Below are 12353 nucleotides of genomic sequence, written 5' to 3' on the forward strand. Positions count from 1 at the left end.
AGGTGCGCCGACGGTCCGCGGACCGTCGGCGCACCTTCGGTGTACGGCGGGTACGGTCGCCGCCGATGTGGTGAGCTGTACGGGTGTCGGGGCTGGGACTTGTGCTGCACCCCACCCGGGATGTCACCGAGGTGGTCGGCATCATCGAACGGTGGGCGAAGCGTCACCACAAGACGCTGATGGTGCGCGAGGAGGACCAGCACCGCGTCTCGTCCTGCATCGTGCCGGTGCCGGCGGACGAGGTGGCGACCCGCGCCGACGCCTTGATCAGCATCGGCGGCGACGGCACCATGTTGGGTGCGCTGCGCTCCGCCATCCGCGACCCGAAGCCGGTGCTCGGCGTACACCTGGGTCATCTGGGGTTTCTCGTCGAGATCGAGCCGCCGGAGCTGCCCGACGCGTTGAGCCGGCTGCTGTCGAAGGACTTCACCATCGAGTCGCACGCCTGCCTGGCCTGCGACGTGTGCGGTGACGACGTCGTGGCGTTCAACGACATCGCGCTGGTGCGCCAGCCCGGCTCCGGCTTCGTCAGCGTCACCCTCGCCATCGACGGCCAGCAGTACGGCTACTACCGCAGTGACGCCGTTGTGGTCAGCACCCCGATCGGCTCGACGGCCTACAGCTACGCCGCGGGCGGCCCACTGATCTCCCCCGCCGCCGACTCGGTGGTGATCACGCCGTCAGCGCCGATGGCCGGCATCTCCCGGTCGGTGGTGCTCTCGCCGGACGAGAACATCCGGTTGGAGCTCCGACCCGACTCGTCGCCGGTCGTGGTGGAGATGGACGGGCTGGTGTTCCGCGACGCGGCGACGGAGGGGGCCGTGGACATCACGTACCGCCGCAAGGCCGGCCTGGTGGTCCGCTTCGACCCGCTGCGCTACCAGGAGCGCAACCAGTTGAAGATGACCCTGCTCGACCTGCCGTTCCTCCCCGAGCAGCTCCGTGAGCTGCTCCCCGAGGAACTACGCCGACGAGCCCAACAGGAAATCCCCCCACCCTGCTGACCACACCCACCCCGCTCGCCCGTCCTGTCGCCGTCGATCATGAGGTTGTTGCTGCGACACGCCGAGGCGGAGGGCAACAACCTCATGATCAAGGCGGGCGTTCGGGGGCGGGTTACTGGGTCAGGGCTTGGTCTACCAGGGCTTTGGCTTCCTCTTGGATCTTCTTGAGGTGGTCGGGGCCCTGGAAGGACTCGGCGTAGATCTTGTAGACGTCCTCGGTGCCGGAGGGCCTCGCGGCGAACCAGCCGGACTCGGTGCTGACCTTGAGGCCGCCGATCGCCGCGCCGTTACCGGGGGCGGTGGTCAGCGTCGCGGTGATCGGCTCACCGGCCAGCTCGGTGGCGGTGACCTGCTCCGGGGAGAGCTTGCCGAGCACGGCCTTCTGCTCCCGGGTGGCCGGGGCGTCGATCCGGGCGTACGCGGGCGCGCCGAAACGCTCGGCCAACTCGGCCCAGTGCTCGCTCGGGCTGCGGCCGGTGGTGGCCTGGATCTCGGCGGCGAGCAGGCAGAGCAGCAGGCCGTCCTTGTCGGTGGTCCAGGTCGAGCCGTCGCGCCGCAGGAACGACGCCCCGGCGCTCTCCTCGCCACCGAAGCCGACCGCGCCGTCCAGCAGGCCGGGTACGAACCACTTGAAGCCGACCGGCACCTCCAGCAGCGGGCGACCCAGGTCGGCGGCGACCCGGTCGATCATCGACGAGGAGACCAGGGTCTTGCCCACCGCGGCGGCCGGCCCCCACTCGGTGCGGGTACGGAAGAGGTGACCGATCGCCACCGCCAGGTAGTGGTTGGGGTTCATCAGCCCGGCGTCCGGGGTGACGATGCCGTGCCGGTCGGCGTCGGCGTCGTTGCCCGTGGAGATCTGGTAGTCGGCCCGCGCGGCGATCAGCGACGCCATCGCGTTCGGCGAGGAGCAGTCCATCCGGATCTTGCCGTCGCCGTCCAGGGTCATGAACCGCCAGGTCGGGTCGACCGTCGGGTTGATTACGGTCAGGTCCAGGCGGTGCCGGTCGGCGATCTCACCCCAGTACGCCACGCTCGCCCCGCCCAGCGGGTCCGCGCCGATGCGGATCCCCGCGTCGCGGATGGCGTCGATGTCGATCGCGGCCGGCAGGTCGTCGACGTAGTTGGCGAGGAAGTCGTACTCCCCGGTGGTGTCGGCGGCCCGCGCCCGCGCGTAGGTGATCCGGCGGACCTCCTTGAGCCCTGCGGCGAGGATGGCGTTGGCCCGGTCCTGGATCCACCGGGTCACGTCGGTGTCGGCCGGCCCACCGTTGGTGGGGTTGTACTTGAAACCGCCGTCGTCGGGCGGGTTGTGCGACGGGGTGATCACGATGCCGTCGGCGAGCCCGCTGGTCCGCCCGCGGTTGTGCGTGAGGATCGCGTGCGACAGCGCCGGGGTCGGGGTGTAGCCGTCGCGGCTGTCCACCAGCACGGTGACCCCGTTGGCGGCGAGCACCTCCAGGGCGTCCACCGCGGCCGGCGCGGAGAGCGCGTGGGTGTCCCGGGCGAGGAAGAGCGGCCCGTCCAGCCCCTGCTCGCGCCGGTAGTCACAGAGCGCCTGGGTGATCGCGAGGATGTGGTCGGAGTTGAACGCGTTGCGCAGGCTGGAGCCGCGGTGGCCGGAGGTGCCGAAGGAGACCTGCTGGGCCGGGTCCGCGGGATCCGGATGCTCGGCGTAGTAGGCGGTCACCAGGCGCGGCACGTCGACCAGGTCGGCGGGCTCGGCGGGCTGGCCGGCACGGGGGTGGGTCACTGCGGGATCCTCCTCGGGGAGTGCCTGTCGGTCACGGCACGACCTTCTGGCCCTTGCCGATCACCACGATGCCGTTGTCGGAAACGGTGTAGCGCTGCCGGTCCTTCTCCAGGTCGACGCCGATCTCGACGCCCTCCGGGACGAACACGTTCTTGTCCAGGATGGCCCGCCGGACCACGGCGTGCCGGCCGATCTCCACACCCTCCATGAGCACCGAGCCCTCGACGTGCGCCCAGGAGTGCACCCGCACCTTCGGCGAGACGATCGAGTTCTCCACCAGCGAGCCGGAGATCACCACACCCGGGGAGACCATCGAGCCGACCGCGCGGCCGACCCGCTCACCCCACTGGTGGACGAACTTCGCCGGCGGCCACGGCGGTTGCTCGGTGTAGATCGGCCAGTCGAAGTTGTACATGTTGAAGACGGGGTGCACGTTGATCAGATCCATGTGCGCGTCGTAGAACGAGTCGAGCGTCCCCACGTCCCGCCAGTAGCCGCGATCACGGTCGGTGCTGCCCGGCACCTCGTTGTCGCGGAAGTCGTAGACGTTGGCCTCGCCGCGTTCGACGAGCATCGGGATGATGCTGCCGCCCATGTCGTGCTTGCTGGACTTGTCTTCGGCGTCGCGCTCGACCGCCTCACAGAGCGCCCGGGTGGTGAAGACGTAGTTGCCCATCGAGGCGTAGATCTCGTCCGGTGCGTCGGGCAGACCGACCGCGTCGGTGGGCTTCTCGCGGAACGCCCGGATCCGCTTGCCGTCCTCGCCGACCTCAATGACGCCGAACTGGTCGGCGGTCGACAGCGGCTGGCGGATGCCGGCGACGGTCACCGCCGCGCCGGAGGCGATGTGGTCCTCGACCATCTGCCGCGGGTCCATCCGGTAGATGTGGTCGGCGCCGAAGACGATCACGTAGTCGGGCTGCTCGTCGTTTATCAGGTTGAAGCTCTGGTAGATGGCGTCGGCCGAGCCGGCGAACCACCACGGGCCACGACGCTGCTGCGCGGGCACCGGGGTGACGTAGTTGCCGAGCAGCGTGGACATCCGCCAGGTCTTGGTGATGTGTCGGTCGAGGGAGTGGGACTTGTACTGGGTCAGCACGACGATCTTGAGATAGCCGGCGTTGGCCAGGTTGGAGAGGACGAAGTCGACCATGCGGTACATCCCGCCGAACGGGACGGCCGGCTTGGCCCGATCCGTGGTGAGTGGCATCAGGCGCTTGCCCTCCCCACCCGCCAGGACGATCGCGAGCACCTTGGCAGCCATGCCCCGACGCTATCCACCCGCGTCCCACTTCACCACTCGTACGGGGAGTCTTCTGCACTAGGGTGCGGGGTCATGAACGCACCCACCCCGCTGCGCGTCGATCTGCTCACCCGCGAGTACCCACCGGAGGTCTACGGCGGCGCGGGCGTGCACGTCGAGTACCTGGCTCGGGAGTTGCGCCGCCTCGCCGACGTACGGGTGCACTGCTTCGGCCTGCCGCGCACCGAGCCGGGGGTCACCGCGTACGCCGAACCGCCGGGCCTGACCGGCGCGAACGCCGCGCTGCGCACGATGGGCGTGGACCTGGAGATGGCCGCCGGCGCGGCCGGCACCGACGTGGTGCACAGCCACACCTGGTACGCGAACCTGGCCGGCCACACCGCGAAGCTGCTGCACGGGGTGCCGCACGTGGTGACCGCGCACAGCCTGGAGCCGCTGCGGCCGTGGAAGGCCGAACAGCTCGGCGGCGGTTACGCGCTCTCCTCCTGGATCGAGCGCACCGCGATGGAGGCCGCCGACGCGGTGATCGCGGTCAGCGGCGGGATGCGCAACGACGTGCTCACCGCGTACCCGCAGATCAACCCCGACCGGGTCCGGGTGGTCTACAACGGCATCGACACCATCCAGTACGCCCCGGATCAGGGCACCGACGTGCTCGACCGGCTCGGCGTCGACCCCTCCCGCCCCAGCGTGGTCTACGTGGGCAGGATCACCCGGCAGAAGGGTCTCCCGTACCTGCTGCGGGCCGCCCGGGAGTTGCCGGCGGACACGCAGCTCGTCCTGCTCGCCGGCGCGCCGGACACGGCCGAGATCGCCGCCGAGGTGGAGGCGCTGGTCGCCGAGCTGCGGGCCAACCGCTCCGGCGTGGTCTGGGTGGCCGAGATGCTGCCCAAGCCCGACGTGATCCAGGTGCTCACGCACGCCACGGTCTTCGCCTGCCCGTCGGTCTACGAGCCGATGGGCATCGTCAACCTGGAGGCGATGGCCTGCGAGACGGCGGTGGTGGCGACCGCCACCGGCGGCATCCCCGAGGTGGTGGCCGACGGCGAGACCGGTCTGCTGGTGCCCATCGAGCAGGCCACCGACGGCTCCGGCACCCCACTGGACCCGGACCGCTTCGTGGCCGACCTGGCGGCCGCGATCAACACGCTGCTCGCGGACCCGGCGCGCACCGAGCGGTTCGGCCTGGCCGGCCGGCGGCGCGCGGTGGAGCACTTCTCCTGGGACGCCATCGCCCGGCAGACCCTGGACGTGTACCGCTCGGTCCGCGCGGCGGGCTGACCCGCCCTGTCAATCTGCCGAGGCGCGGGTGTCGTACGTCGCGCGGTTGCCGAGCACCTCGTCCATGTGCGTCTCGGCCCAGCCCTTGAGGCCGCGCATCATCTGGTGCAGCGAGAGGCCGAGAGCGGTCAGCTCGTAGGTGACGGTGACGGGCACGGTCGGTGTCGCCGTGCGGGTGATCAGGCCGTCGCGTTCCAGGGCGCGCAGCGTCTGGGTGAGCATCTTCTGACTGACGCCGGCCAGTAGGCGCGACAGCTCGGAGTAGCGCAGCGGGCGGGGTTCGCCGGCGCAGTCGGCGCCGAACCGGTGGGAGCCGTCGCTGCCCAGCGCGGCCAGGATCAACGTGACCCACTTGTCGGAGATCCGGTCGAGCAGTTTGCGGCTGGGGCACCCGGCCAGGAAGGCGTCGTACTCCGCCTTGGTCTGTGCTCTCTGTTGGGCCGCCGTCGTCGTCACCATCCGCGCCGCTCCCACCGGTCGGTGTGTTACGCACTTGAAAGTGCCTACTTCCTGTCAGGAAGTTACCTGACCATAGTGAAGCAGGCACCTGAGGGGTGCCGATCGCGCCGCACTCCACCTGAAATCCGAGGTCTGACCATGCGCTCCACCTCCCTTCCCGACGACGCCCGCACCTTTTCCGGCGGCACCCCTTCCCTTCCCGGGGGCACCTGGATGCTGGGCGACCTGAGCGTCACCCGCTTCGGCTACGGCGCCATGCAACTCGCCGGCCCCTGGGTCATGGGGCCGCCCGCCGACCCCGACGGCGCGCTCGCCGTCCTGCGCGAGGTCGTCGAGCTCGGCATCACCCACATCGACACCAGCGACGCCTACGGGCCACACATCACCAACAAGCTGATCCGGGAGGCTCTGCACCCGTACCCCGAATCGCTGCACATCGTCACCAAGGTCGGCGCCACCCGCGACCAGCAGGGCGGTTGGCCCCCCGCCCGGAATCCCGACGACCTCCGCCGGGCAGTCCACGAGAACCTGGAGAACCTCGGTGTCGAGGTGCTCGACCTGGTCAACCTACGGCTCGGTAACGCCGAGGGCCCGCAACCCGGCTCGCTCGCCGAACCGTTCGAGACGCTCGTCGACCTTCAGCGGCAGGGCCTGATCCGGCACCTGGGTGTGAGCACCGCGACGGCGCAGCAGGTCGCCGAGGCGCAGGCGATCGCGCCGATCGTGTGCGTGCAGAACATGTACAACCTGGCCTTCCGCCAGGACGACGAGCTGATCGACACGCTCGCCGAACAGGGCGTCGCCTATGTGCCCTACTTCCCGCTCGGCGGCTTCAGCCCGCTACAGTCCGCGGCCCTGTCCGCCGTGGCGGCCAGGTTGGCCACCACGCCGATGTCGGTCGCCCTGGCCTGGCTGCTGCGGCGCTCGCCGAACATCCTGCTCATTCCGGGTACGTCGTCAGTCGCGCACCTGCGCGAGAACGTCGCCGGCGCGGGCCTGTCGCTCTCCGGCGAGGACCTCGTCGACCTGGACAAGATCGGCAACTGACGACGTGTCGGTGTCGTCCATCGCCCGGGCGCGCTGCGGTGGTCAGGTTGGCGCGGGCTAGAGCAGGCTGCCGATCCACAGGCCGAGCGCCGCCAGTACGAGGCTGGCGCAGAGGCTGCCGAGCACGTTGAAGGCCTCGACAGAGGCGTTCTTGCGCAGCAGTCCCAGGGTGTGCCATTCCTCGGTAGAGAAGGTGGTGTAGGCGCCCAGGAAGCCGACGCCGACGATCGCGTTGAAGTCCTGCGCGCCTCCGGCGGTGTGTTTTACCGCGTAGCCGGTGACGATGCCGAGCACGAAGGCACCGGAGACATTGATCAGGAAGGTGCTCGCCGGGAAGGCCTTGCTGGAGCCGGTGACCCGCCGGCTCCACCACGGCTTCACCAGCGCGTCGACCCCGGCGCGGCTCAGTGCCCCGAGCCCGCCGGCCAGGAACACCCCGATTCCCACCCACATCAGGCGCTCCGTCCCGCCGGACGCCCCACCCGCAGTTCCGCGAGGCGGGCACCGAGCGCCGCCGCGATCACTCCGACGATGATGGACAGGACGAGGTAGATGATGCCCACTCCGCTGCGTCGCGCCCCGATCAGCTGATCGCTCTCGACGATGAAGTGCGACCAGGTCGTGAACCCGCCGATGAGTCCGGTCGAGAGGAACGGCTTGCCCCACGGGCCGGGCAGCCGGTGCGCCGCGAGCAGCGTCATCACCGCGCCGAGAGCGAAGGCGCCCACCATGTTGATCATGAAGGTGACCCAGGGGAAATCAGGTGGCGTGGACGGCGCGAGGCCCAACCCCAACAGGTAACGCAGGGTGGCACCGATGCCACCGCCGACGACGATCGCGAGGATTGTCATTCGCCCATTCACTCACCGTCGTCCGCCGCCACCTCGCCGGCTGGCAAAAGCCTCACTCGTACGGTCGACCCCCACCCCGTCCTGACGCGGTCTGCACGTGCTCAGATCGCCGTTCCAGGCGGAGATTTCAGCAACGACGTCGCGTCGGCGCAATGACCACCACGTCCGTTCCGTAGCGCGCTGGCCGCGATGCGAATGAGGTCGATGTTGACGCCGGCGGCACCGCTCGGATCGTGCACCTTCAGCTTCACGTCGAGACTCACCGCTGTCTCACCCCAACCCTGCGCCTCAAGGTTGAGGTGAGCCACCTTCTGCGACGCGAGATGCGGCAGGTAGCCGAGCGGAGCCACCTCAACGCTGTCAGCCCCCGACAAAGCGTTGAGCTTGGACTGCTTCTTGGTGTTGGGGTTCTCGACCAGGTTGCGGAAGTCCTCGGTGCCGCCGAGATTGACCTGGTAGGAGCTGACCAGGGTGAGGCCCCGCTCCTTCAGTAGCCGCAGCAGCGCGTTGTGCAGCACCGAGGTGCCGAACTGGCTGGCCAGGTCATCTCCGAGCAGCGGCAGACCGGCAGCTTCGAAGCTGCTCATCACCTGCGGATCACGGGCGACCGGGTCGGAGGTGGTGTTGATGAAGGCGACACCGGCCGTGTGAGCTGCCGCGGCGTACGCCTGGGCGATCTCCGGCCGGCCACTCGGCGCCGAGTAGAGCAGCACCTCCGCACCGGCCAGCGCCGTCGCCACCCGCTGCACCTCGCTCGCGTCGACGAGGCCCTTCGTGACCGGCACACCCGCTCTGGGCAGGTCGCAGTCCAGCCGGGGGAAGTTGTTGGGCGCCAGGAAGATCGCCTCGGTCAGGTCCCGACCGATCTTCTCCTCGGAGGTGGCGAAGGCCGCCACGACGTCGATGTCCCCCACCCCGAGCCCGTCGATCATCGGCCGGCGGATCCCGACCAGGCTGCCGCTCTGGCGGTAGAGAGCAAGCCCCTGCACCAGTGCCGACGTGTTGTTACCGACCCCGACAACCGCGACTTTCACCCGTTCGATCATGGCCGGAGGCTACGTCACCCTCGGCTCGGTGATGTGCCCCCGCCAACACCGGAAGGTGTCGTACACCTGTTCTAGTCTTTGCTCGTGATCGATGCGTTGGAGCAGGCGGAGGCTGCGGTGGCGGCCTGCTTCGACACGGCCGCCTGGGCTGTCAGCGAGCACGATCTCGTAGCAGCTTTGGATGCCACGCATCGCCTGGAGCAGCGCCTGGCAGCGGTCAAGCTGAGTCTCGTGCGCGAGTTGGACGGTCGCGGCACCGCGACGGCGCAGGGCGCGTCCTCGACGGCGGTGTGGCTCCGCGACCGGTTGCGACTCGGGGTCGGTGCTGCCCGCCGCCTGGTCGAGCTGGCCGCGACGCTCGACGCAGCCCCGGCCGGGGTGCGGGACGCATTGGCCGGTGGGGCGGTCGACGTGGGGCAGGTCCGGGTCATCGCCGAGACGGTCGAGACCGTTCACGCCGCCGCCGGCGCGGAGGCCGCCGACAAGGCCGTCGGTGTCCTCGTCGGCTGGGCGACGCAGTTCGACGCCGCCCTGCTGCGCAGGCTCGGCACCCGGATCCTCGACCACGTCGCCCCGGACGTCGCCGACGCCGCCGCCGAGGCGGCGCTGCGAGCGCAGGAGTCGCGGGCCGCCCGAGACCGGCACATCACCATCAGCGAGCAGACCGACGGTCGGCTACGCCTCGCCGGCATCCTCGACACCGAAGCCGCCGCCGTGTTGCGCGCCGCCATCGACCCGCTCACCACGCCCACCGGGCCCGACGACACCCGCACCCCGGGGCAACGCCGCCACGACGCCCTGGCCGACGTGTGCCGGCTCGCCCTTCGCAGCGGTGAGCTACCCGAGAACGGCGGCGACCTCGCCCAGGTCGTCGTCACCACCAGCTACGACGGGTTGGCGCGGCAGTTGGGCGCCGGCGCTCTCGACATCGGCCCGCACCTCACCCCCGAGGCCGTGCGCCGCCTGGCCTGCGACGCGAGCATCCTGCCGGCCGTGCTCGGCGGCAGCGGTCAACCACTCGACGTCGGCCGGCAACGCCGACTCATCACCGGCCCGCTGCGCCGCGCCCTGGTGCTGCGCGACCGCGGCTGCGCGTTCCCCGGCTGCGACCGCCCACCACGTTGGTGCGACGGCCACCACATCCGGCACTGGGCCGACGGCGGCGACACCAGCCTCGACAACGCCGTGCTCCTCTGCGGCCACCACCACCGGCACCTTCACCACGGCGACTGGGCCGTCCGGCTTGGCGGCGACGGGCATCCGGAGTTCATCCCACCGGCCTGGCTCGACCCCGAACAGGTCCCCCGCCGCAACCAGTACCACCCACGCACATAGCCGAAGACGGAGCTGCCCGCTGCCCGCTGCCCGCTGCCCGCTGCCCGCTGCCCGCTGCCCGCTGCCCGCTGCTGGATTGTGTTGTCGAGCTGGCCCGTTCGTGGGGCGCCCGCATCACGTGCCTGCTGCGCTGAATAAACGCGGCACGGACAACGCGCGCAGCCCAATCGACGGGACGTGCGTCAGGTGACGCGGAGGGTTGCGGCGAGCTGGGCCAGGCCGACCGGCGCATCGGCGGACCGCCACACGACCGCGACCAGCTTCCGGGCCGCCGGCCGTTCGTGCACCTCACTGTGGGCGATGCGTTCCGCGTCGAGGACCGCCTGGCCCGCGCGGCGCATGTCACCGGCGAGGGCGTACGCGCGGGCTACATCAAGCAGGTACGCGGCCCGGTGCTCGGGTGGCAGCCACCGCCACTCGCCGCCGGCTACCAGCCGCTCATGCCGGGCCGTCGCCGTGGTGACATCGCCGAGGGCCGCGTCGGCAACCACCTGGGCCGCCTCGACCGCCGACCGGCCGAAACCCCCGACACCGAGGGCCGTACCGCCACAGCCCGCACTGCCAGACCTCCCATCACCTGAGTCCTCGCCACCGGGGCCAGCGCCACCCGAGCCACCGGGGCCAGCGCCACTCGAAGCCCCGCCGGTGCTGGCTCCGCTGCCACCCCAGCCACCGTCCGGCCCGACGTCCTGCGCGATCGCGGCCGCCTGGGCGAGTGACTGGCGGGTGAGGCGTTCGTCTCCCCCGCCTGCGGCGGCGAGGGCGGCCTGAAGGAGCAGCGTCCCGCGCAGCGCCACGTTCGCCGAGGAGCTACCGTGCGCGCCGATGCGGTCAGCTGCGACGAGCGCGGCGTCCAGGGCGGACCGCCGCCGACCACGAGACCGCAGGGCCTGACTCAGTGACACGGTGGCGATGCCGGCCACCTGCGGATCCTGGGTCGCGAGGGCGACGGTCATTCCACGGTCGGCGGCCAGCCAGGCCAACTCCCCCTGGTCGACCTTGACCAGTACCAGCGCGATGAGTGCGTACACCGACACCAGCAGCGCGTCCGTCGCGCCGGGGCGGGCGGCGTTCGCTTCGCGGGCGGCGTCGAGTAGGCCGGGCAGCAGGGCCAGCAACGCCGGGTACCGGGCGTGCCGGTAGCTCTGCTCGGCATGCTCCAGCCGGGCCCGCAACTCCTCGACCAGCGGCGGGCGGTCCGCGTCCGGTAGGTGGTACCGGGCCAGCGCCGTCCGGACCCCGTCCACCCCGGCGGCGACCGGAGTCGGCCGCACGGGCCGGGCCGCCAGCAGCACCTCCACGTCGATTCGCAGCGTCTCGGCGACCTCCCGCAGGTTGGACACACGCTCCAGCCGGCGTACCCCACGCTCGACCTTGTCCACCCAACTCTTCGACTTGCCGAGCCGGTCGGCGAACTGCTGCTGCGTCATGTTCCGCCGTACCCGCCACTGTGCGACCCGGCGACCCACCGGCAGCTCGTTCACCGCCGGCCCGTCGCGCTCACCGCAGGACCCCAACCACAAACAGCACGAGTACGACCACAGCGATCACGAGTCCGTAGGCGTACTGCCGCCGGGTGAGCGGCGCCCGCTCCGGAATTGGCGAACAGGGCACCCGATCCCCGTCCGGCTGCGGAGGCCGCGCACCGGCAGTGGGGTACGCGGGCGGCAACGACCCGTCCGGCAAACGCTCGTCCAACTGTGCCTCCTAGCGGCGCGACGGAATGGTGGCTGATGGAGGTGGTGGGTGCTGCAAGTGATGGGGATGCGGGTCAGGGGCGGTAGGCACGGGGACTCACCCCGTCTGCTGAGGAACTCCGCTGCTGACGAGAGGACCTAGAACACAACTTAGGACCCTAAGTAGCCAGAGTCAACACAGGGTCCAGACCGTGTCGCGAGTGGTGAGACCCTGTACAGGCTGACGAGAGGTGGTCCCACCATGCCCCGCAAGCCTGTCTACGAGCAGGTCGTCGATGACGTCACAACGTCAATCCGAAGCGGCACCCTCAAGCCCGGCGACAAGTTGCCGACCATCGCTGAACTCGCCCGCCAGTACAACTCGTCCGACAACCCGATCAAGCGGGCTCTCTGGATCTTGGATGAGCGGGGCTGGATCGAGGTGCACCAGGGCAAGGGCTCGTTCGTGGCACCGAACCCGCCCGCCTGACTCTGCGGGGTCACGCGCGACGGTCATGCCAGACGGAGATCCACAACGTCTCTGATACTGCGCGAATCTTGACGACGAGCGCCGCCCGAGACCGGAACCCGGGCTCGGGGTGCACACCGCCGTCAAGGTCACGCTCGAACCAGGATG

General features: G+C 70.4%; 12 protein-coding genes. 5 read left to right on the forward strand and 7 right to left on the reverse strand.

The genetic code is table 11. The features are described 5' to 3' along the window. The first annotated feature begins 92 nt into the window (after window positions 1-92). Complete coding sequence (locus ACFYP0_RS18350; protein WP_386996898.1) at window positions 93-1004, forward strand: NAD(+)/NADH kinase; 912 nt, start codon at window positions 93-95, stop codon at window positions 1002-1004. Between the two features lie 112 nt (window positions 1005-1116). Here the strand turns inward: ACFYP0_RS18350 and pgm are convergent, their stop codons facing one another. Together pgm and glgC are read right to left on the reverse strand one after the other, a co-directional pair. Next, window positions 1117-2757, reverse strand: coding sequence for a phosphoglucomutase (alpha-D-glucose-1,6-bisphosphate-dependent) (pgm, locus tag ACFYP0_RS18355; RefSeq protein WP_355500759.1), 1641 nt, complete (start codon window positions 2755-2757; stop codon window positions 1117-1119). Window positions 2758-2788: 31 nt separating this feature from the next. After that, window positions 2789-4021, reverse strand: coding sequence for a glucose-1-phosphate adenylyltransferase (gene glgC, locus ACFYP0_RS18360; protein WP_030489244.1), 1233 nt, complete (start codon window positions 4019-4021; stop codon window positions 2789-2791). Window positions 4022-4093: 72 nt separating this feature from the next. Here glgC and glgA point away from each other — a divergent pair, with 72 nt between their 5' ends. Further along, the gene (gene glgA / locus ACFYP0_RS18365; protein ID WP_355500762.1) at window positions 4094-5302 is read left to right on the forward strand and encodes a glycogen synthase; all 1209 of its coding nucleotides are present in this window, start codon (window positions 4094-4096) and stop codon (window positions 5300-5302) included. A 9-nt stretch (window positions 5303-5311) separates the two neighbouring features. Here the strand turns inward: glgA and ACFYP0_RS18370 are convergent, their stop codons facing one another. Further along, window positions 5312-5761: a winged helix-turn-helix transcriptional regulator gene (locus tag ACFYP0_RS18370; RefSeq protein ID WP_355500764.1), complete on the reverse strand. Its 450-nt coding sequence runs from the start codon at window positions 5759-5761 to the stop codon at window positions 5312-5314. A 138-nt stretch (window positions 5762-5899) separates the two neighbouring features. Between ACFYP0_RS18370 and ACFYP0_RS18375 the strand changes: the two genes are divergently transcribed. Then, window positions 5900-6808, forward strand: a complete 909-nt coding sequence (locus ACFYP0_RS18375; protein ID WP_357010436.1) for an aldo/keto reductase family oxidoreductase — start codon at window positions 5900-5902, stop codon at window positions 6806-6808. A 57-nt stretch (window positions 6809-6865) separates the two neighbouring features. On the opposite strand, the gene ACFYP0_RS18380 is transcribed toward ACFYP0_RS18375, so the two are convergent. The 3 genes from ACFYP0_RS18380 to ACFYP0_RS18390 form a co-directional block, all read right to left on the reverse strand. Next, window positions 6866-7261 (reverse strand): fluoride efflux transporter FluC, encoded by a 396-nt coding sequence (locus tag ACFYP0_RS18380; RefSeq protein ID WP_356980187.1) that lies wholly within the window; start codon window positions 7259-7261, stop codon window positions 6866-6868. Then, a complete protein-coding gene (locus ACFYP0_RS18385; protein ID WP_356980185.1) occupies window positions 7261-7659 on the reverse strand; it encodes a fluoride efflux transporter FluC in 399 nt (132 codons plus the stop codon). Before ACFYP0_RS18385 ends, ACFYP0_RS18380 begins: the two co-directional genes overlap by 1 nt. Window positions 7660-7760: 101 nt before the next feature. Further along, window positions 7761-8705, reverse strand: coding sequence for an inositol-3-phosphate synthase (locus tag ACFYP0_RS18390; RefSeq protein WP_356980183.1), 945 nt, complete (start codon window positions 8703-8705; stop codon window positions 7761-7763). An 84-nt stretch (window positions 8706-8789) separates the two neighbouring features. On the opposite strand from ACFYP0_RS18390, the gene ACFYP0_RS18395 reads away from it, so the two are divergent. Beyond that, on the forward strand, window positions 8790-10040 hold the full coding sequence (locus tag ACFYP0_RS18395; protein ID WP_355500775.1) for an HNH endonuclease signature motif containing protein: 1251 nt from the start codon (window positions 8790-8792) through the stop codon (window positions 10038-10040). A gap of 182 nt (window positions 10041-10222) precedes the next feature. Here the strand turns inward: ACFYP0_RS18395 and ACFYP0_RS18400 are convergent, their stop codons facing one another. After that, entirely contained in the window at window positions 10223-11524 is a 1302-nt protein-coding gene (locus tag ACFYP0_RS18400; protein ID WP_356980181.1) for a helix-turn-helix domain-containing protein, read from the reverse strand. Window positions 11525-11978: 454 nt separating this feature from the next. Between ACFYP0_RS18400 and ACFYP0_RS18405 the strand changes: the two genes are divergently transcribed. After that, a complete protein-coding gene (locus ACFYP0_RS18405) occupies window positions 11979-12206 on the forward strand; it encodes a winged helix-turn-helix domain-containing protein (RefSeq protein ID WP_328650023.1) in 228 nt (75 codons plus the stop codon). Window positions 12207-12353: the final 147 nt, after the last annotated feature.

Source organism: Micromonospora arida, from assembly GCF_042873195.1.
Taxonomy (GTDB): Bacteria; Actinomycetota; Actinomycetes; order Mycobacteriales; family Micromonosporaceae; genus Micromonospora; species Micromonospora arida.